Below are 19895 nucleotides of genomic sequence, written 5' to 3'. Positions count from 1 at the left end.
CAGTTGCTGGGATGCAAATTCGATGCGTATTCACATCGATTTTGCCTCCCAGCGGCATCTATACGCAATCTTTAGGCCAGAATGGAAGAGTGCCTATTCTGAACAAAGATATGACCCTGTGCATTTCGCTCGCCGCGCGTCCAAGCAATATTGGCACCAGATTCCAAAACTACCTCTACGACTTACTAGAGCTAAATTTTGTCTACAAAGCGTTCGCGCCGGTGGATTTGGCTGATGCGGTGCGTGGCATCAAAAGGGCTTGGCATTCGAGGCGCTGCAGTGTCAATGCCTTATTAAAGAAGCGGTCATTCCGCTGCTGGACGGACTCAGCGGTTCCGCAGCGGCAATCGATTCAGTCAACACCATTGTCAATGACGACGGCGTATTGACCGGGTACAACACCGATTATTTAGCCATTGAACGATTGCTAGCCGAGTACCGAGTACCGGCCGAGTCAACAGTGTTACTGCAAGGCTCCGGCGGGATGGCCAAGGCCGTGGCGGCCGCGCTGCGCGATGCCGGGTTCACCTCGGTAACCATCGTGGCGCGCAATGAAGAATCTGGCCGGGCCCTGGCCGGATTGTATGGCTTTAGCTGGCAAGCAGAAGTTGGTGCGAGCACTGCGGAAATGCTCATCAACGTCACCCCGCTCGGTATGCAGGGCGCAGATGCTGAGGCGCTGGCTTTCCCGGAACCCACCATCGCGTCCGCTAAAACGATTTTCGACGTCGTGGCGTTGCCCGCGCAGACGCCGCTCATCAAAGCCGCCCAGGCGCAAGGGAAGCTTGTCATCAGCGGTGCCGAAGTAGTCGCCATCCAGGCCGAAGAGCAGTTTGTGCTTTACACCGGCGTCCGGCCGAGCGTTGCGCAGGTGCGCGAAGCCTCAGAGTTCTCCCGCGCGCAAAGCGCCTAAAGCGCTTCGACGACGGCGGCTACTCGATCGTCGCCAATCCGGGTGAGCACGAGGGTAGCTGAGTTTTTGGCTTTGGACTTGCTCGCTTTCCCGGAACCTAGCAGTTGCTTACGGAGCTCTTCCGGAGTGACCGAGGTGCCGCGCTTTTTGATCTCCAAGGTGCCAATATCCGATTCGCGAACCCAAGCGCGTAGCACTTTGACGTTATACGGCTTCACCTCAATAACCCGGTATGCGCGGGCAAAGGGCGTCTCGACCAAGTCGTCGGCGCACAAGTAAGCAATATGCGGGTCGATCAGGTGCGCACCAAGGTGGTTGGCAAGATCGGCCACCAGACCAGCGCGGATCACTGCGGCGTCTGGCTCATAGAGGTATCCCTGCAGGGGGCCCACCTCGGCGCCTTGGGCGGCGGCGTCAAAATCGATGGAGCTGGTCAGCTCCGCGCCTTGGCCAGTGCCGAGCAGCAGCGCAGCTCGGCGAATCTCGGGTCGGGCCAGCTTGTTGAACCACAGCGCGACTTCGACTAGATCGCCATCGACGGATACCCACTGCGCTTCGCAGTTCGCTGGGATCGATTCATGCGGAATACCCGGCCCCAATTTTACGCCTACTGGCATACCGGTTTCGGCCAGGCCCTCGACGAATGACAAAGGCGGCGAGGATGCTTCCGGGTCGAAAATTCTGGCAGTGCCCGACGTCGTAGTGTCGCGTCGAGCCGGATCCAGCCAGACGCCGTCGACTGCTTTTGGGTCGAAGCTCGCGGCATCGGCCTGGACGACTTTCGCGTTAGGAAACGGCATTAAGTTCATCATGGCGCAGGCTGCCGTGGTCTCATCTAACTCCACGGCAGTGACCTCAAGGTCCAGCGTGGCGAAGGCGAGCGAGTCGGCACCAATGCCACAACCTAAATCAGCTATGCGTTGCACGCCTGCGTTGCTGAACCGTTGTGCGTGAAGCGCTGCCACCGATAGCCGGGTTGCTTGTTCAAGTCCGGCCTGCGTGAAGATCATCTGCTGTGCAAACTCGCCAAATTTAGCCTGCGCCTTTGCCCGCAATCGAGATTGGGTTAGCACGGCTGAGACCAAGTCCGCCGGGTGCCCGGCCTTGCGCAGTCGATCTGAATCGGACAAGGAATTTTGTTCTGAGTACGGCCCGACGGTGGAGAGTAACTCCCAACCTTCAGTGGTGACTAGCGCAGCGATGGAATCTGTGGACATGAAGGAAAGTCTAGGTTCAATTGCTGGAATCGAAAGGGTAGGCATGCAGATCCATCTGAGCAGGCTGCGCACTGTGGGCCTGGGGTTTGCTTTGGCTACCTTGAGTGTCGCCGCCCTGAGCGGTTGTCAACTCAACGTTCCAGCACCTGAAGTTAGCTCCGGTACTTCTGGGACGCCGTCGTACCAAGCGCCAACTATCACTCCGGGTCATGATGCGGCCGCAGTCGCTGGCAAAGATATGGATTGGAAAGCTGGAAATGATCTCTCACTTGGTGTGCCGGTAGCTTGGGCGGATCAACTGGCGCAAGCGACTGATCCCACTGGCGCGCAAACCCCTTCAGAGTGGAAACCACTGAAAATTAAGCAAGCTGGCGAATCTGAATATTCGCATGCCAACGGTTGTTTGCTGAGCTATTGGCAAAACGTCAATCAAGGTCCGCTGATGGTAACCGAGGATGACAAAGCGTCCACCATCGCGCTCTTTAAATATCTGATGCCGGCAGTTTCGCCCGATGATCTCAAGGAAAGTAGTTGGCCCTGGAGCCAGCAGCCGGGGAAGCCCTCGCCTTCCATTCAGTTCCTCAGCGCGCGGCATAAGGCATCTGCTACCAGCCCGGCTTGGATATACAGTGCGCGAATGCTCAATCATACTGGCGGCTCTTTGGTACTGCGGTTGAGCTGCCCAAACGATGCTTTGCTTGATTCAACCTTGGCGGCTGCCCAAACTAAGTTAGTTGTTTCGCCACCACAGCAGTAATTCAGCCGGCGGCATCTACTGCTTTGCGTTCTGCGCGCTGGTTTGGAATAAAGGGTGCGGCGATCAAAGGACTTAACCCGACGACAGCGAAGCTCAGCGGATAACCTAGCACCGTAATCAAGGCACCGATAGTGGGCGGCACGACAGCAGCGATCAAGAACTGCCCGGTGTTTTGCGCGCCAAATGTGCGGCCAGACCAGTAAGGGCCAGCGGTCTCAGCAACCGAAGTGAAGGCCAGACCGTTATCCGCGACGGTCATGACCGAGGCCACAATCAACAACACCACCGAGAGCGGTGAATCGAGCCAATCCGTCAGTGCGAGTGCGAGCATCGATACGGCTGCGGCGAGTGCCACCGCGCGCAATGGGCGGACTCGGGAGCCGACTCTATCTGACCAGACGCCAACGCCAATCCGTCCCAGTGCGCCAGCTACTTGCGCGCCAGCGATGATCAAACCAGCAAGTGCGGGTTCTAAATGCCGTTCGCCCATGAGCCAAACCAATGAAAAGGTCCACACGGTGAACTGTGGGATGACCAAAATTGCTGAGACCGCGTGAATTCGAAGCAGGAAATTATTGCCACGATAGGGTTTTTCTGCACCAGGGTCTTCGCGTCTAGCTCTTCGTGGCGGATTGCTAATGCCTATCCAACACAGCGTTGCGACGACGGCGGAAATTGCCACGACTGACCAGAGTGAGCCCTGTAAGGAACTTTGCGCAGCTAAGACAGGCAGTAACACTGAGGCGATGCCAACCCCGAGTGGTTGGGCCATTTGCCTGATGCCCATAGCCAGGCCGCGTTGTTTCGCGGGGAACCAGCCGACGACGATGCGGCCACCGGCCGAATTGGTGCAGGCTGTGGCGACTCCGGCAAAGAACAGCGAGATTCCCAGCCAAAGGGGCGTGTTGCTCAGCGCCGCCGCCGCCATGGTCACCGCAGTAAGGCTGAGACCGATTCCTAACGAGAGCCGCTCACCAATCCGATCAATGATGGCGCCCCAAGCGAAGAGTACGACCATTGTGCCAAGCAGAGGCATGGCCACGAGTAGGCCGGACTGCACCAGGTTGAGGCCCCAATGACTGTTCAGAGTGGGGATGAGGAAGGCCATTCCGTTGACCACAATTGAACTTGCCGCTTGGGCGGCCACTGCGAGCGCAAGCATGATCCAACGGTGCCAAGCGAGTTCTTGTCCAGTCACAGCACCGTCTCAATCTGTGAGATCTACATCTCGAATAATGGATATATTGAGACTAAGTCGTTGCCTGAAGCAAGAGCGACTCCGTCCAAATCCTGGAATGGACGGCAGATGCAACCGGCAGCAGCTAAAACGAAGAGCACGAATTCACGCAGGATCGGGGTTCACGGTAAAATTGCCGGGTGCCCGTGTACTTAGATCATGCGGCAACTACCCCCATTTCCGGGCCGGCGTTGGCCGCACTCACCCAAGAACTCAGCCGTAGCGGCAATCCATCCTCGCTGCACGGCTCGGGTAGACGCGCCCGTTTAGTGGTTGAACAGTCTCGCGAAACGTTGGCAAAAGCCGCCGGCGCGCATTCTTCGGAAGTGATATTTGTCTCGGGTGGTACTGAGGCGGACAATTTGGCGGTCAAAGGGCTGTTCTGGTCTCGCAACGGCGCTGACGCTCGGCGAAAACGGATTCTGGTCTCGACCATCGAGCATCCAGCCGTGCAGGACACCGTGGAGTGGCTCGCCGCGCACGAAGGTGCTGACGTTGTTTGGCTTCCAGTACTTGCCGACGGCCTCTTGGATATGACGGCGTATCGAGCAGCGCTCGACGCCGATCCTGAAGCTGTGGCGCTCGTGTCAGTGATGTGGGCAAATAATGAAGTGGGCACGGTGCAGCCGATCGCTGACATTGTGGCGCTCGCAGCAAGCTACGACATTCCAGTGCACTCGGATGCGGCGCAGGCTTTCGGCTCAATTGAATTGAATTTCAGTGAGTCGGGATTAGCCGCGATGTCGATTAGTGGGCACAAAATCGGTGGACCAGTTGGCGTAGGCGCACTTTTGCTAGGTCGCGCCATCAAGCTCACGCCGGTTCAACACGGCGGCGGCCAAGAACGCGATGTCCGTTCTGGCACGCTGGATACCGCCTCAATTGCCGCTTTCGCGGCGGCCGCGGCAGCCGCCGTCGAAATCTTGCCGATTGAAGTCGCAAGGTTGACTACGTTGCGTGATGACTTGATTGCCCGTGTGCAGGAAAAGATTCCTGAGGCGGTGTTACGCGGTTCCACGGCACATCGGTTGCCGGGGAATGCGCATTTCACCTTTCCCGGATGTGAGGGTGACTCGTTGCTCTTCTTGCTTGATATGGCAGGAATCGAGACGTCCACCGGATCAGCTTGTACCGCCGGCGTGCCCAGGCCATCGCATGTTTTGTTGTCCATGGGGCTGGACGAAGACACTGCTCGCGGGGCCCAGAGATTCAGCTTGGGGCATACTTCGGGGCAAGCTGATGTTGACGCAGTTGTGGCAGCATTGCCTTCGGCCCATGCCCAGGCAAAACAGGCCGGTATGGCCGGCCACGTATCTAGTATCCAAACCGCGGCAACGCAAGAGTTTGCCGTCAAGAAGCCAGCATGAAAGTTGTTGCAGTATGAAGGTTTTAGCCGCTATGAGTGGGGGAGTAGATTCCGCTGTTGCTGCCGCCCGCACTGTTGAGGCAGGGCACGAAGTTGTCGGTGTGCATTTAGCGCTCTCCAGGATGCCTGGCACGTTGCGGACCGGCAGTCGGGGCTGTTGCACCATTGAAGACTCTACAGACGCCTGGAAGGCCTGTGAGAAGCTCGGCATCCCGTATTACGTGTGGGACTTCTCCGAGCGCTTCAAAGAAGACGTAGTGGATGATTTCATCGCGGAGTACGCGGCTGGCCGGACGCCCAACCCCTGCATGCGTTGTAACGAGCGGATCAAGTTTGCAGCATTGCTAGAGAAAGCAATTGCGCTGGGCTTCGACGCAGTGTGCACCGGCCACTATGCGCGCGTGGCGCAAGACGAAGATGGCAACTACGAACTGCACCGTGCGAGCGACTGGGCCAAGGACCAGTCCTATGTTTTAGGCGTACTGACCCATGAGCAGCTCAAACACTCGATGTTCCCGTTATCCGATGCCCAAACTAAGGCTGAAGTTCGAGCTGAGGCTGACCGACGTGGACTGTCCGTTGCCAAGAAGCCGGACAGCCATGACATTTGTTTCATTTCCGACGGCGACACTCGTGGTTGGCTTGCCGAGAAGATCGACATGACACCGGGTGAAATCTTGGACCAGAGTGGTGCCAAAGTCGGCACGCACGAGGGTGCCAATGCCTTTACGGTAGGCCAACGCCGTGGTCTGAAGTTGGGCACGCCTGCTGCCGATGGCAAGCCACGTTTCGTGTTGGAAATCCGGCCGAAAGAAAACACCGTTGTGGTCGGTCCTGAGCAAATGCTCGCGATGAACGAAATCCGTGGCATCAAGATTTCCTGGGCTGGTGAGCCGATAGCCGAGGTAGGCGCGGGTACAGAATTTGACTGCATGGCGCAGGTGCGTGCGCACGGAGACCCCGTTCCAGCGCGAGCTTTTGTGACAACAGACGACGACGGCGCACCGCTGCTGGTGGTCAACCTCATCGATCCGTTGCGCGGCGTAGCGCCGGGCCAAACCGTGGTGCTCTATCAGGGCACGCGGGTCTTGGGCCAAGCAACGATTGACACTGCGCGATCGCTAGTTAGCTCATCGACAAAAGTGGACTGAATTGGCTCCGCGGAGCTGCAATTCTGACTCATTGATCGAGGTAGCGGCTTAGCATTATCTGCATGGCCTACGTCTTGATCTTGAAGCATGTCTCCGTCGAGGGCCCGGGGCTCATCGCTACCGCTTTGACCAACGCGGGCGTCGAATACCGAATCCGGAACCTACTCTCCGAGAATCAACCGATCTTGCCCGCGCTCACAGAGCTTTGCGGTGTGGTGCTGATGGGTGGGCCAATGGATGCTAGCGATGTTGAATCTTTTCCGGCGCTTGGCTTGGAACAACAGTTGGTGCGGAACGCTGTCGCAGCAAAGATTCCGGTGCTTGGCGTCTGCCTGGGGCATCAAATTATTGCGCTTGCACTGGGCGCGAGAATTGATTACCGGGCCACCCGCAAGATCGGAGTGGCCCCGGTGCAGGCCACTGGCGAATTTTCTGCCCTAGACGGCATCGACGTCGTACATTGGCATACCGATAACGCATCGCTACCTGATGGTGCAACAAAATTGGCCAGCACCTCTGGTTGCTCAAATCAGGCGTTTCGCCTTGGCAGCGCCTTAGGAATGCAATTCCACCTGGAGCTGAGCCAACCGCTGCTCGAAGACTGGTTAGACAGCGGAATGGCGGCGGATTTGCTGCCCGGCACTGGCGCAGAATTTCTAGCGGATTTTGCCCGTCAAGAATCGCAGCGATCTCGATTGGCAATAGACATTTTTAGCCAATTTGCAGCCGGTACTCAGGCCACTCATGGTAACTAACTGATTGCAACTTTGGTCTTCAAGGAGAAATGTCGGCTGAACTCTGGTAGAAACAGTGCATTAAGATTGTGCGTTAACTCACACCTGTGAGGAGCCTATGGGGGTACTAACGGCGCCGATCACTCTCCGAAAGAAAGTTCGCAGATGTCCAAGAACACACACAAGCTGCGTTACCTCGCAGCTTTTGCAGGCGTGTCCGCGTTGGCACTCACTGCTTGCACCGGCCCGGCTGGGAACACCGGTAGCACCAACTCTGGCGGTGCGAGCGGAAGCTACACCCTGGGTACCACTGACAAAGTAGTGGCCCTGGATCCGGCAGGTTCCTACGATAACGGCTCTCAGTTCATGGAGACTCAGGTCTACCCGTTGTTGATGAACATCAAACCGGGTGGCAAAGAGATCGAGCCAGATCAGGCCCAATCAGCATCCTTTACCTCGCCGACAGAATTCACTGTGAAGCTCAGGCCAAACCTTAAGTTTGCCAACGGTCACACCCTCGACTCAAAAGACGTCAAGTTCAGCTTTGACCGACTGGTTAAGATCAACGATCCTCAGGGGCCAGCTTCGCTGTTGACCAACCTGGACAGCATTACGACTCCGGATGCTAATACTGCGGTCTTTAAGCTCAAGCAGCCCAACGATCAGACGTTCCCCGGTGTGCTGACGACTGTTGCCTGACCGATCGTTGATGACGAGGTTTTCCCAGCAGACAAGCTCATGTCGGATGAAGATATCGTCAAAGCGCGTCCATTTGCTGGTCCATATGATGTGACCAGTTACAAGAAGAACGAATTGGTAAGCCTCAAAGCCAACCCCAGCTACGTGGGCTTGATTGACAAGCCAAAGTCCGACGTCGTCAATGTTAAGTACTATGCCGACGCTAATAACTTGAAGCTGGACCTCCAGACCAACAAGATTGACGTTGCTTGGCGCAGTCTGAGCGCTACCGATATCGGTGACCTCAAGACCAAGGACAATGTCAAGGTCCTCACCGGTCCGGGTGGCGAATTTCGCTAAATGGTCTTCAACTTTGACACCATGCCGTTCGGCGCCAAAACGCCAGAGGCTGACCCGAAGAAAGCACTCGCGGTTCGTCAGGCTATGGCCGATGTGATTGATCGCAAGGTCATCGCCGACGACGTCTACAAGGGCACGTACACGCCCGTTTAATCACCGCTCCCGTCTGGCCTGGCCAATGCAACCGAACCTTTGAAGTCGCTCTATGGCGACGGTAACGGCGGTCCCAGTGTTTATAAGGCGAAGAAGCGCTTTTCCGACGCAGGAGTCACTGGCCCGGTCACGATCAACTTGCAGTACAACCCGGATCACTATGGCCCGGGATCAGGCGATGAGTATGCCAAGGTGAAGGATCAGCTAGAGAAATCGGGCTTGTTTAAGGTGAGCCTGCAGTCCACTGAATGGGTTCAGTACTCCAAGGACCGCACGAAGGACGCTTACCCGGTCTACCAGCTGGGCTGGTTCCCGGATTACTCCGACGCGGACAACTACTTGACCCCGTTCTTCGTCAAGGACAACTTCTTGGCCAATCATTACGACAATGCTGAGGTGCAGGGATTGATTGCACAGCAGCAAGGAACTGACGATAAAGCCAAGCGAGCTGATTTGATCTCGCAGATCCAGGACTTGGAAGCTAAGGATTTGTCGACGCTTCCGATTTTGCAAGGCAATCAGATCGCCGTCGTTGGCAAAAATCTCAGCGACGTGGAGCAGACCTTGGACGCGGCGTTCAAGGTCCGTGCAGCGGTAGTTTCTAAAAATTAAGAACACTCAGGGCGGGGTTCCATGCTGAACCCCGCCCTGAGCCTTGTCTTGCCATTCTTGTTGAAGCAAGGCACTAACAAAGGCAAATATGACTGCGCTCGTAGAATCACCCATCGACGCTAAGCCACCGAGCCTGAAAAAGGTTAAGGGTCCGGGCTTAGGCAAATACATTCTGATCCGCTTCTTGCTGATCATTCCAACGATTTTCATCCTGGTTAGCTTGGTGTTCTTCCTTATGCGGGTCATTGGCGACCCGATTACTGTGAATCGCCCCGGTGTGTCCGGAGGGTTTCTCAGACGATGAGCCTGTCGGCGGCTGCCGTGCTCTGGTAGAGCCTTCGGTGGTTGTACCAATCGGCCCATTCAGCGGTGCCGATTTCGACTTCTTCTAGAGTCCGCCAGGGCTTGCCGGGTTTGATCAGCTCGGTCTTATAAAGCCCGTTGATGGTTTCCGCCAAGACGTTGTCGTAACTATCACCCACAGAACCGATCGAGGGGCGGATACCGGCCTGGGCCAGGCGTTCGGTGAAGGCCAAGGAGGCGTATTGAGCCCCGGCATCGTGATGATGAATCACCCCGGAAATCTCAGCCCCGGCCCGTTCACGACTCCAGATTGCCTGATTAACTGCGTTGAGCACTAGCACGGTGTTCATAGAAGCACTCGCTGACCAGCCCAGGATCCTCCGAGAGTAAGCATCGATCACGAAGGCAACATAGACCCACCCGGACCAGGTCGAAACATAGGTGAAATCATCTACCCATAGCCGATCCGGTGCCGTTGGTGTGAAATCACGGCGGACCAAGTCCTTCGCTCGGGCCGCCTTCGAGTCTTTGATCGTGGTGCGTTTGACCTTGCCACGGACCGCACCCTGTATGCCAAGTAACCCCATGAGCCGTTCTACCGTGCACCTGGCCACCGGCACACCTTCACGGTTCATCGCCAACCAGACTTTCCTGGTGCCGTAAACCCCGTAATTAGCGGCATACACCTTCTGGATCACGGGCTTGAGCACCTCATCACGTTGTTCTCGGTGAGATCGTGTTTTATCCACCCATTCGTAGTACGTGGACGGGGTGGTCTTCACCCCGTCCCAGTAAGCACCTGGCAGATCGACTCGACACCCCACCGCAATCCATTATTCTCGCGGTGACCGGCATGGTCCTTGATGTATTTCACGATCAGTGTTGTGGCGGTCGAGTTCGACCGCGAAAAAAGCTGAAGCACTCCGAAGGATCGCGTTCGCCCGTTTCAGCTCAGCGTTCTCACGCCGTAACCGTTTCAGCTCGGCCGATTCCGTGCTCGTTGTTCCAGTTCTAGTACCAACATCGATCTCGGCTTGCCGGACCCATTTACGCACCGTTTCCGGCACACCCACACCCAAAAGCTGGGCAACTTTTTGCATCGCCGCCCACTCCGAAGATGCACCCTCCATCTCCGCCACCATGCGCACCGTACGATCCTTCAACTCCTGCGGATACCGTGTCGTAGTTTTCCCTGCCATGTCCTGATCCTCTCAAACAAGAAAGTCTCCGGACACACCGGGGCGATTCAAGCTGGCTATGACCGGCCGATCTTCGTCCAGTATTTCGAGTACTTAGGCCAAGTTTTCTCAGGCAACTTTGGCACCACTTTGACGAACCAGCCAGTGACCGGAGTTCTTGTCACGTACGGGTCGGCGACACTCGAATTGGCCTTCTTCGCACTGATCGTTGCCCTGCTTTTAGGTATTCCGCTGGGCATGCTGGCGGCAAAGTTCCGAGATAAATGGCCAGACGCGGTTCTGGGCATATTTGCGATTTAGGGCTACGCAACTCCAGTATTTTTTGCTGGTCTTTTGTTGAAATTGATTTTCTCGGTTTGGCTAGGTTGGTTTCCAGTTTCAGGCCGAGCGAATACCGATAATGCACTTGCCTTACAAAGTCTTAGCGCACCAACGGGCATTTACTTCATTGATGCCATCCGAAGCGGGAACCTGGCTGCGCTGGGGGACGTGCTGCAACATGCTGTGTTGCCAGCAATTGCCCTAGGTCTCTTGACCGGTGGAGTGTTCTTGCGTCTGGTGCGTACTAACGTGATCGGTACGCTCGGCAAGGACTATGTCGAAGCAGGTCGTTCTCGTGGTGTGAGCGAATTCCGATTGGTGACAAAGCACGCCTATAAGCCGGCGTTGATTCCAATCATCACGGTGATGGGTTTGCAAATCGCCATGTTGCTGGGCGGAGCCGTGTTGACTGAAACAACTTTTGAGTGGAAAGGTCTGGGCTTTCAGTTAGCTCAGTATCTAGGTGCGCGCGATTTTGTGGCCGTACAGGGCATTGTTGCTTTCTTGGCCGTTGTCGTCGCAGTAACCAACTTCCTGGTTGATGTCATCGCCGCACTGATCGACCCCAGAGTGAGGTACTGATATGTCTGCACTTACTACTCCGCAACTTCCGGTGCGGAAGAGGAGCTGGCTCAGTCGGTTGCCTATTATTTCGCATCTTCAGATCAGCGTCGGTCTCCAGCGTGGCATGCTGATTGCCGGCACCATCTTGACCGCATTGTTTATTCTGACGGCGATATTTGCGCCCCTGATCGCACCTTTTGGTTACAACCAAATCAGCGATGCTCAAGGTAACAGCTTCCCGACGCAATCTCCGCCCTCGTCTCAGCACCTGTGGGGGACAATGGGTGGGTACGATGTGTTTTCTAGAACCCTATGGGGTGCCCAAACTGCAATTTCAGTGATTGTTATTGCCGTGATTCTCTCGATCTTTGTCGGTGTGATTTTGGGGTTAGTCTCTGGCTATCTTGGCGGCTGGTTGGATCGGGTACTGGTTGTCTTAGCAGATGCGATTTATGCTTTTCCGTCGTTGTTGCTGGCGATTGTTATGTCGATCATCATCTCTGGCGGTAAATCGAAGCTATGGTCCGGAATCTTCGCGGCAGCAATTTCAATCACGGTAGTTTTCGTACCGCAATATTTCCGCGTCATCAGAGCCGAGACCATCCGGTTGAAAGCCGAGCCGTTCGTGGAATCCGCGAAGGTTGTCGGTGCCTCGACCTGGCGAATTATGGGTCGGCATATTTTCAAAAATGCCACCCGCACTTTGCCCTTGATCTTCACCTTGAATTCTTCGGAAGCAATCCTGACTCTAGCTGGCTTGGGCTTCCTCGGTTTCGGTATTGAACCTACTGCCCCAGCTGAATGGGGCTTTGGACCTTAATAAAGCATTGGCAGATGCGACCAGCGGAATTTGGTGGACGGGCATCTTCCCCGGTGCCGCGATCGTGCTCACAGTATTGGGATTGACCTTGGTAGGCGAGAGCATGAACGACTTGAACGACCCGCGGTTGCGCGGCCGCCGTCGGGCCGGCAAGAAGGCCAGCAAGACCGAAGGCACGCAAGCCGTGCAGAATGCGGAGGGTACAGCATGAGTGGGAATGTGCTGGATATTGAGCACTTGAAGGTCACTTTCGCTACCGATGGGGGCGACGTCAAAGCGGTCAACGATATTGGTCTTTCGGTCGGCAAGGGCGAGGTGCTGGCGATCGTCGGCGAGGCGGGCTCTGGCAAAACCGTCACCGCTAAGACGATTTTGGGGCTTCTGCCAGAGACCGCCGTGAGTTCAGGCGCGGTCGTCGTGAGCGGTCATGACGTGATCAGCATTTCGAAGGCTGAACTGCGGGCAGTGCGAGGCCGCGATGTGTCGATGGTTTTTCAGGAGCCCTCTACTGCGCTCAACCTGGTGTTTACTGTCGGTTGGCAAATTGCTGAGGGCCTTTGCGCACACGCCGCGAAGAACGGCAAGAAGGTATCTCGCAAAGAGGCCAGAGCGGCAGCTATTGAGGCTTTGCGCAAGGTAGGGTATGCCAGAGCCAGAGAAACGAATCGATTCCTATCCGCATGAGTTCTCGGGCGGGCAGAAACAGCGTGTGGTTATTGCCGCGGCGCTGGCGCTAAACCCTTCGCTCATCGTTGCCGATGAACCGACCACAGCGCTCGACGTCACGGTTCAGGCAGAGATCCTTGAACTTCTTCGTGATTTTCGGGACAAATTCGGTACCTCAATTGTGCTGATTACGCACAATATGGGTGTGGTGGCAGATCTTGCTGATCGAGTCGTGGTGATGTATCGCGGTGACATCGTCGAGGAGGCTCCGGTCAAGGAACTGTTAGCTGCACCAAAGCAGCAATACACCAAAGACCTGTTGGCTGCAGTGCCGCACTTGGGCCGAAATTCGGCCTCGGCGGGCATGACCGAGCGCACTCATCAAGATGCTGAATTCTTAGTTGAGGCTAAGAATCTGGTGATTGAGTATCCGGGTCGCTTTGGTCGTGGCGGCTTCCGAGCCGTTGACGATGTGAGCTTTACGATTTCAGCCGGTGAGGTCTTCGGACTGGTAGGGGAGTCCGGCTCGGGCAAAACCACGATCGGTCGAGCAATTGCGGGCTTGAATCGAACAACCGGCGGTTCGCTCAAGGTCTCGGGTTACGAGATGCTTGGCTATAAAGAGCGCAGCTTCAAGCCGCTCCGAAAGGATATTGGCTTCGTTTTCCAGGATCCAGCGGCATCTTTTAATCCTCAGCTCAGTATTGGTTATTGCGTCGCTGAACCGTTGCTTATTCATACGCAGTCGTCCAAGGCAGAGTGCAACAAACGTGTTGGCGAGTTGCTAGAAGCTGTCCAACTGCCGGCGTCGTACGCGCAAAGGTTTCCGCATGAGCTTTCCGGTGGCCAGCGCCAGCGCGCGTCGTTGGCTCGGGCTCTCGCGCTCAACCCGAAGTTGCTGATCGCGGATGAGCCGACATCGGCCCTGGACGTGTCCGTCCAGGCTAAGGTGCTGGAACTTTTCCGCGAGATTCAATCCGAGTTTGGCTTTGCTGCCTTGTTTATCAGCCATGACTTGGCCGTGGTGGATATCCTCTCCGAATGGGTGGGGGTGCTTTACAAAGGCAAACTCGTGGAGCAAGGCATTGGTTCGCAGGTGATGAGTGAACCGCAAGACGCATACACCAAGCGTCTGATTGCATCGCTCCCGGTTCCGAACCCTGCAGAGCAGGCGAGGCGACGTGAGGCGCATAAAGCGCTGCTCGGCTAACTAAGCAAAATCTCTCCGTGCGCGCGTACTGGCGCTCACGGAGAGATTTTTGCGTTAAGCAGCTGTCGCGGTGGCCGGGATGTGACGATGCAGCCGCCATGCGAGCAGCCCAAAGATCGCCGTCGCGATAATCTGCACAACGAGGCAGAAAGCGAGTCCGCCAAAGAATCCAAACTGTTGTAACTGGCTCAATGTGAAGTATAGGCCGCCCAGAACCGCAACTCCGAGCGAAAATGCTAGCTGCTGCACGGTGCTAAATAGTCCGCCAGACAATCCGGCAGCCCAGGAGGGAATCTGGCTCATGACGGTATTGATAAGTGGCCCAAACATCACAGCTTGAGCGGCGCCCAACAGCACCAAAGCGATTTGCATATGCCACTGCTGCACGGCAGAGCCTTCGAACAGCAACTCAATTGACAGGGCAGCGAGCGCCAAAAGCTGAAATAGAGCGCCAACCAGCATGGTGTGCTTGCCGAATCTCCGGCTGATGTGATGCAAGTAAATCGAGGTGACGACGAAGGCTAAGGCAAACAACACAATGGCCAGGCCCGAGCCGAGTCCTGAATAGTGCATTCCTCGCTGCGTCAGCGAAGAGAACTCGAACATGAAGGCGCCATATCCGGTGAAGAAGAGTAAATTCAGGGCCAAGCCCATCCGGAGCGCCCGTACGCGAAATAACGACGTCGGCGCGAGCGGAATAACTCCAGCCGACTCCAGAGATTTTTCCCTACGGACGACAGAGGAGGCCAAGTACGGCTGCCAGAACCAGCAAGGTGGCGGCCAGCCAGAGTACAGCTCCTGCAGAAAAAAGCGTCATAGCGACTATGAAGGCGGCTAAAGCAATACCTAACATGACTGCACCGAAGGCATCCATGGCCAGTGGCGCATCCGATTTGGTGGGCCGTACCAGTTTGACCAGCGCCAGCGATATCAGCGCGATGAGCGCTGCCACGAACATCACTGGCCGCCAGCTCAAGCCAAAGAGATTGGCGCTGAGTAACACGCCGCTGATGATTTGACCGATGACGGTACCGGCGCCGGCGATTGCAGCGTAGGGCGCTAGCGCCCTAGTGCGTTTTTCTCCAGTGGAGGTTGCCTGGATCGTGGAAAGGATCTGCGGCAGCACCAGACCAATGCCGATGCCTTGCACTACCCGAGCAACAATGAGCAGTGTCACAGTAGTGCTGAAGCCTGCACCTATTGAAGCAATGGCGAAGATGAGAAGTCCCCAGGCCAGAACTTGGCGACGGCCGAACCGGTCGCCCAAGCGGCCGGACAGGATCAAGACCGTCGCGAGTACCGTCGTGTAACTGCTGAGGATGAAACTTTGCGCCAGTCCGTCTGCTTTCAACTCTGAACCGAACACCGGCGCGAGCAGGTTCATTGAACCAAAGGTGAAGGTGGCTAAGAACGCCGCGAGATAGAGAACCGGGTAGCCCAGTCGACCAACCGGCGAAGCGGCTTCCACGACTGACGATTGTGCTGTTACTGTTGCCATGCCTCCAGCATGAACTATATTTCATTCTGGTACTAGAAGTGTGTTTATCCTAGTATTACGAATGCTGTGCTGATGATCAGAGGAGCCATAATGAAACCCCAAGGCAGTGCCAATCCAGCTCGAATTGAGTTAGGCCAGTTTCTTCGAGATCGACGCAGTCGGTTGCTACCGTTCAACGTTGGTTTGCCGGGCTCGGGCCGTCGTCGTACGCCAGGATTACGGCGTGAAGAAGTTGCGCAGCTGGCCAACGTTGGTGTTACTTGGTACACCTGGCTGGAACAAGGGCGGAACATCAATGCCTCAGAGCAAGTGCTCAATGCTCTTGCGGACGCATTGCAATTAAACGCTGACGAACAAAGACACATCTTCACGTTGGCTGGGCTGAACAAAGTGGTCAGGCCCGTTGAGTGCCTAGATGTCACCGCACACCACCTTGCGGTAATTGAAAAGATGCTTCCTTATCCTTGCACGATTCAAAACGGGAAGTACGACGTACTTGCCTGGAACCGGGTTTATCGATTCCTCATTTCGGATATCGAAGAGCAACCAGAACTTCGAAGAAATTGTCTCTTGGCCGCTTTCGGCGAGCCGGACTGGGAAAGAGCCTATGGCGACCGGTATGAGGAGGTCTGCCGAAGCATGGTGGCTAGATTCCGGGCGAATACGGCTCGGCACCTAGGCGAACAAGGTTGGGCAGAGTTTGTTGATCGACTCAAAGCGATGTCGCCACTTTTCACCCGGCTTTGGGACTCTCAGCAAGTCCAACGCACTGATGAGCTCATCAAAATCTTCAACAACCCGCGAGTGGGGGTATTGCGACTGCAGTTCACCACCCTGTGGATCGATCAGCAACGCGATGTTCGCATGGTGACAGTGACACCAGGAGACGACCTGACGGCGGCCCGGTTGGCCGAGCTCGACAGACTTATTGCGGCGGAGCCCAAGACATCGAGACGCGACGCAGACGTTGCCGCATGAGGAGAACACGTCCACGGGCTGGGAAGCTTCGTCATGGATCGCTAACGCGGCGTACATCTCCGTAGACTGGAACCATGAGCGCGCAACACGAAGAATTCGATCCCACGGCCAGTTCACTTTCGGGCCAGATTTCAGCCGATGTGATGGCAGAGCTTTTGGCCGTTCGCTCCAGCATCGATAATTTTGACGCCGCTCTGGTGCATTTGCTGGCTGAGCGGTTTAAAGCGACGCAACGAGTCGGGGTCCTCAAGGCGAAGTACAACCTACCCGCAGGGGACCCGGATCGTGAGCTTGCCCAGATTAGCCGACTTCGCGATCTTGCCCAAGAAGCACAGCTTGATCCTGCATTTGCCGAGAAGTTCTTAAACTTCATCATTTCCGAAGTCATTCGCAATCACCACGCAATTTCGCAGACGCATCAGTCTGCTGACGGTAACTTGTGACCGAAGGTACCGTCTCCGCCACTGCGTTTGGGTCATGGCCGGGGCTTGATATCGCGGAAGCATGCCAAGTATTGCAAGGGGAACTGGGCGCACCGCATTTGCCGATCTTGCCACTTTTGCCTGGGCGCGGAGCGGCTAGCCAAGCAATCGGCAGAACTGCGGCGGTGCTGGTCGAGCTGCCGGTTGACGTGCAATCATACGGTTGGCGCCTAGTACAACGACCAGGAGCCGACCTACGCCGGGCGCAATCGTCCTTGAGCTCGGATATCAACGTCCTTGCCGACGTCGTTGGCGGGCTAGCGAGCAAGCCACCTCGAATCAAGACCCAGCTCATGGGGCCATTTAGCTTGGCAGCTAACCTACATTTGCCGTTGGGCGAAAAGGTCCTTGCCGACCATGGCGCGCGCCGGGAATTGGTTCAATCACTAGCTGCGGGCGTTACTTTGCACCTCAAGGCGCTGCAGGCGGCAGCACCAGGGGTTGCGGTGAGCCTGCAGTTAGATGAGCCGGGGATCGAAGCGATTCTTTCGGGTAAGGTGCCGACGGTTAGCGGGTATCGGACGATGCGTGCCGTACCGGTGGCTGAAATGCGTGCGGCCTGGAGCCTGGTCAGTGAAGCGGCCAGGGCAGCGGGTGCAGCGGAAGTCATCCTTTCAGTACCATTCGAATCTGCGGCGCTCGCAGCCGAAAGCAGCGCCGATGGCGTGGCCTTTAGTGACGTGGCTGGTGCAGAGCTCAGCGGTAGCTATTGGGAGCGCATCGCGAGCCTAGTTGAAGCCGGAACATCGGTGTTGCTTCCGGTGCCGCGAGGCAAGGCCGGTAGGGCCGCTGAGGCAATTTGGCGTCCATGGCGAGGGGTGGACCTACCAGCCCGGCAAATGGGCGCCTTGCGACTATTCGAGGCAGCTGACGTAGCTGAGATTTCACCGGCAGCGGCTCGAAAGGTGCTTGGCGAGCTCACCGATGTCATCGATGCGATTCAAGAACTTATCGCCTCAGCTTGATAGGCGAAATACGTTCAGATCCGCGATTCCCACCGCTCCGGGCGCGCATAGGCGGGAAGCGAATTCGGTACGCCGTGTGAAGCAGCTTCGTGGCGCGAATAATGCACCAAACGGTAGTTGAAGCTTCCTGAATAGACCAGTAGCGGGCCGATGAGGCGATGAATCACTTTGACCTGAATGCGAAATTTCTCCAGGTCCTGGTCCCACCATTGGCTCATATAGGCTTTTGCATCGAAAGGTCCGGGGACACCGAGCCGCAGGGCTGCGCCGAACACTCGGCTAGTATGCGAAACGGCGCGGAGGCGATTTTCCGGGCCGACAAAGGGCCGTAGATCAGTGGCTATTCGACGATGGCGACCCAAATAGTCCACCAAACCTTGCGAAGTGAGGCTCGTTGTATCTTGAAAAACACGAGTTATCTTGGGGAACTGCAAGGTACGAATCGTGGTCAGGCTAGGTCGGCCAAAGGGGTCCCGATGCGCATGATTTTCCACCTGGAACGGAATGTTTTCACCGTATTCTGGGAAAAATGCTTCTTCGGACGCTGTTGTTCGCAGCAACGGACGTAACCAGGCTTGCGGACAACCTGCAACGTCAAAGACCCCGCTACCTACCCCATAAAATCCTGAACCTGGCAGCAAGGAAAAATACTCCTGAAGCTGCGGTTGAAGCCGATTGAAGGCACTACCCATCACCGCTTGATAGACCGCTTCTGGCAAGCTCATATCAGTTCCCTCCGTTCAATGAGCCAATCCAAAAGCATTTTGGCGCTGAATCTTTGATGTTCTCGCAGGGCAGGGGAGTTACTAACCTCTGCCTGCGAACCCGCATGGATCATGTATGCCAACAAGGCCGAAAGCCAGGAGTCGATGTGATCCGGATCAGCGTCCTTACTCAAAGTCGACAGTGCCAATGCGTTTGCTACGTCGAGGCCATCCAGCCGAGCATATGCCAGCATGACTACCCAATCTGCCCACCGCGACCCCGACGCTATGAAATTCCAATCGCAAAACAGTGCGCCGTGTTCGGTCATCAGAATATTATCTGGTCGCAAAGCGTTGTGTTGCAGGCTCTGACCAGCGAGCGCTGTTTCTGAGTTTTGCAGCAGCGACTGTAATTGCCATCGGCTTGTTTCGGCTAGCGGAGGCAGGAAATCAGGAAAAGTTTCCGGAAAGACCAAGCCGAGTTCTGGATCGTCCGTGACGGTACGGCTGAGCGGCGTAGTCTTCAAGTCGATAGGAGCCGGAGTTAACACCTCATCAACTGTTACGAGAGCTGATTCGACTGCGGCAAGCTCGGCGGCAGTCCATGGATTTCCCGGGATTTTGCCAACGACTGATTCGACATAGATTAACTGCCATGAATCGCTTGATGTTGAAACACTCGAAGCCCCAAGGAAACGTGGCATTGGTATGCCCTCGGGCAAAGCAACCGCTACTTCGGCTTCCCGTCGATACGCATCGAACAGCCAGGGAATTCTCGCGGGCGCGGCCTTGATGAACCAACGGTCATTGATAACTGCAGCAAACCCTGGCGTAAAGCCGCCACCGGCAACTTCGACTCGGGTCACTGGCTGGGCAATGTTCGCCTCGATGGCATGCTGTATAGCAGCAGGAAGTTCCTCCCAACGGAGTCGCAGGGCAGTAGCGAGGTAATCAAACTGCATACTTCGAGGCTATCCCAGAGTTGAGGCCAAGATGATATACGTAGA

13 protein-coding genes and 7 pseudogenes are annotated in these 19895 nt (G+C 56.1%); 13 read left to right on the top strand and 7 right to left on the bottom strand.

Features of this window, described 5'->3' with window-relative positions; all coding sequences use genetic code 11:
* Positions 1-89: 89 nt before the first annotated feature.
* Positions 90-913 (top strand): annotated as a pseudogene (locus tag RSAL33209_RS07320) (shikimate 5-dehydrogenase).
* Here RSAL33209_RS07320 and RSAL33209_RS07315 read toward each other — a convergent pair.
* Entirely contained in the window at positions 910-2130 is a 1221-nt protein-coding gene (locus RSAL33209_RS07315; protein ID WP_012245086.1) for a THUMP-like domain-containing protein, read from the bottom strand. The pseudogene RSAL33209_RS07320 and the gene RSAL33209_RS07315 sit on opposite strands and share 4 nt — an antisense overlap.
* On the opposite strand from RSAL33209_RS07315, the gene RSAL33209_RS07310 reads away from it, so the two are divergent.
* Positions 2129-2887 (top strand): hypothetical protein, encoded by a 759-nt coding sequence (locus RSAL33209_RS07310; RefSeq protein ID WP_049758910.1) that lies wholly within the window; start codon positions 2129-2131, stop codon positions 2885-2887. The genes RSAL33209_RS07315 and RSAL33209_RS07310 overlap by 2 nt on opposite strands.
* A gap of 1 nt (position 2888) precedes the next feature.
* Here the strand turns inward: RSAL33209_RS07310 and RSAL33209_RS07305 are convergent, their stop codons facing one another.
* The gene (locus RSAL33209_RS07305; RefSeq protein ID WP_012245084.1) at positions 2889-4085 is read right to left on the bottom strand and encodes an MFS transporter; all 1197 of its coding nucleotides are present in this window, start codon (positions 4083-4085) and stop codon (positions 2889-2891) included.
* Positions 4086-4264: 179 nt separating this feature from the next.
* Between RSAL33209_RS07305 and RSAL33209_RS07300 the strand changes: the two genes are divergently transcribed.
* The 5 genes and pseudogenes from RSAL33209_RS07300 to RSAL33209_RS17510 all read left to right on the top strand — a co-directional run.
* Positions 4265-5491 carry a cysteine desulfurase family protein gene (locus tag RSAL33209_RS07300; RefSeq protein ID WP_012245083.1) on the top strand — a complete coding sequence of 409 codons (1227 nt, stop codon included), beginning with the start codon at positions 4265-4267 and terminating at the stop codon, positions 5489-5491.
* 13 nt (positions 5492-5504) lie between these two features.
* Positions 5505-6641, top strand: coding sequence for a tRNA 2-thiouridine(34) synthase MnmA (gene mnmA / locus RSAL33209_RS07295; RefSeq protein ID WP_012245082.1), 1137 nt, complete (start codon positions 5505-5507; stop codon positions 6639-6641).
* 62 nt (positions 6642-6703) lie between these two features.
* Positions 6704-7396, top strand: a complete 693-nt coding sequence (locus RSAL33209_RS07290; RefSeq protein WP_012245081.1) for a type 1 glutamine amidotransferase — start codon at positions 6704-6706, stop codon at positions 7394-7396.
* Positions 7397-7540: 144 nt separating this feature from the next.
* Positions 7541-9178 (top strand): annotated as a pseudogene (locus RSAL33209_RS07285) (ABC transporter substrate-binding protein).
* Between the two features lie 88 nt (positions 9179-9266).
* A pseudogene (locus tag RSAL33209_RS17510) lies at positions 9267-9455 on the top strand (ABC transporter permease); the annotation flags it as partial.
* Positions 9456-9471: 16 nt separating this feature from the next.
* Here RSAL33209_RS17510 and RSAL33209_RS07275 read toward each other — a convergent pair.
* Positions 9472-10680, bottom strand: a pseudogene (locus tag RSAL33209_RS07275) (IS3 family transposase).
* A 51-nt stretch (positions 10681-10731) separates the two neighbouring features.
* Here RSAL33209_RS07275 and RSAL33209_RS07265 point away from each other — a divergent pair.
* From RSAL33209_RS07265 to RSAL33209_RS07255, 3 pseudogenes are all read left to right on the top strand, one after another.
* Positions 10732-11583: pseudogene (locus tag RSAL33209_RS07265) on the top strand (ABC transporter permease); the annotation flags it as partial.
* 1 nt (position 11584) lies between these two features.
* A pseudogene (locus RSAL33209_RS07260) lies at positions 11585-12596 on the top strand (ABC transporter permease).
* Positions 12593-14261 (top strand): annotated as a pseudogene (locus tag RSAL33209_RS07255) (dipeptide ABC transporter ATP-binding protein). Before RSAL33209_RS07260 ends, RSAL33209_RS07255 begins: the two co-directional pseudogenes overlap by 4 nt.
* A 54-nt stretch (positions 14262-14315) precedes the next feature.
* Here RSAL33209_RS07255 and RSAL33209_RS19215 read toward each other — a convergent pair.
* Positions 14316-15011, bottom strand: coding sequence for an MFS transporter (locus tag RSAL33209_RS19215; RefSeq protein WP_158539301.1), 696 nt, complete (start codon positions 15009-15011; stop codon positions 14316-14318).
* Positions 14989-15759, bottom strand: a complete 771-nt coding sequence (locus RSAL33209_RS19210) for an MFS transporter (protein ID WP_012245067.1) — start codon at positions 15757-15759, stop codon at positions 14989-14991. The genes RSAL33209_RS19215 and RSAL33209_RS19210 overlap by 23 nt, the downstream gene beginning before the upstream one ends.
* Positions 15760-15849: 90 nt before the next feature.
* Here RSAL33209_RS19210 and RSAL33209_RS07245 point away from each other — a divergent pair, with 90 nt between their 5' ends.
* From RSAL33209_RS07245 to RSAL33209_RS07235, 3 genes are all read left to right on the top strand, one after another.
* A complete protein-coding gene (locus RSAL33209_RS07245; RefSeq protein WP_049758908.1) occupies positions 15850-16737 on the top strand; it encodes a helix-turn-helix transcriptional regulator in 888 nt (295 codons plus the stop codon).
* Between the two features lie 74 nt (positions 16738-16811).
* Positions 16812-17180, top strand: coding sequence for a chorismate mutase (locus tag RSAL33209_RS07240; protein ID WP_012245065.1), 369 nt, complete (start codon positions 16812-16814; stop codon positions 17178-17180).
* Positions 17177-18184, top strand: a complete 1008-nt coding sequence (locus tag RSAL33209_RS07235) for a uroporphyrinogen decarboxylase/cobalamine-independent methonine synthase family protein (RefSeq protein WP_012245064.1) — start codon at positions 17177-17179, stop codon at positions 18182-18184. The genes RSAL33209_RS07240 and RSAL33209_RS07235 overlap by 4 nt, the downstream gene beginning before the upstream one ends.
* Before the next feature lie 14 nt (positions 18185-18198).
* Here RSAL33209_RS07235 and RSAL33209_RS07230 read toward each other — a convergent pair whose 3' ends face one another.
* Positions 18199-18909 (bottom strand): DUF4166 domain-containing protein, encoded by a 711-nt coding sequence (locus tag RSAL33209_RS07230; RefSeq protein WP_012245063.1) that lies wholly within the window; start codon positions 18907-18909, stop codon positions 18199-18201.
* A complete protein-coding gene (locus tag RSAL33209_RS07225) occupies positions 18906-19850 on the bottom strand; it encodes a phosphotransferase (RefSeq protein ID WP_012245062.1) in 945 nt (314 codons plus the stop codon). The genes RSAL33209_RS07230 and RSAL33209_RS07225 overlap by 4 nt, the downstream gene beginning before the upstream one ends.
* Between the last annotated feature and the right edge of the window lie 45 nt (positions 19851-19895).

It is taken from the genome of Renibacterium salmoninarum ATCC 33209, assembly GCF_000018885.1.
Classification (GTDB): Bacteria; Actinomycetota; Actinomycetes; order Actinomycetales; family Micrococcaceae; genus Renibacterium; species Renibacterium salmoninarum.
Note: the sequence above shows the minus strand (reverse complement) of the source record. Positions and strands in the feature narration are given on the sequence as shown.

Excerpts from the sequence above, each read along its gene's own strand:
- RSAL33209_RS07310 (WP_049758910.1), top strand. The coding sequence starts at position 2,129 with ATGAAGGAAAGTCTAGGTTCAATTGCTGGAATCGAAAGGGTAGGCATG.
- RSAL33209_RS07315 (WP_012245086.1), bottom strand. The coding sequence starts at position 2,130 with ATGTCCACAGATTCCATCGCTGCGCTAGTCACCACTGAAGGTTGGGAG.
- mnmA (WP_012245082.1), top strand. The coding sequence starts at position 5,505 with ATGAAGGTTTTAGCCGCTATGAGTGGGGGAGTAGATTCCGCTGTTGCT.
- RSAL33209_RS07290 (WP_012245081.1), top strand. The coding sequence starts at position 6,704 with ATGGCCTACGTCTTGATCTTGAAGCATGTCTCCGTCGAGGGCCCGGGG.
- RSAL33209_RS19210 (WP_012245067.1), bottom strand. The coding sequence starts at position 15,759 with ATGGCAACAGTAACAGCACAATCGTCAGTCGTGGAAGCCGCTTCGCCG.
- RSAL33209_RS07245 (WP_049758908.1), top strand. The coding sequence starts at position 15,850 with ATGAAACCCCAAGGCAGTGCCAATCCAGCTCGAATTGAGTTAGGCCAG.
- RSAL33209_RS07240 (WP_012245065.1), top strand. The coding sequence starts at position 16,812 with ATGAGCGCGCAACACGAAGAATTCGATCCCACGGCCAGTTCACTTTCG.
- RSAL33209_RS07230 (WP_012245063.1), bottom strand. The coding sequence starts at position 18,909 with ATGAGCTTGCCAGAAGCGGTCTATCAAGCGGTGATGGGTAGTGCCTTC.
- RSAL33209_RS07225 (WP_012245062.1), bottom strand. The coding sequence starts at position 19,850 with ATGCAGTTTGATTACCTCGCTACTGCCCTGCGACTCCGTTGGGAGGAA.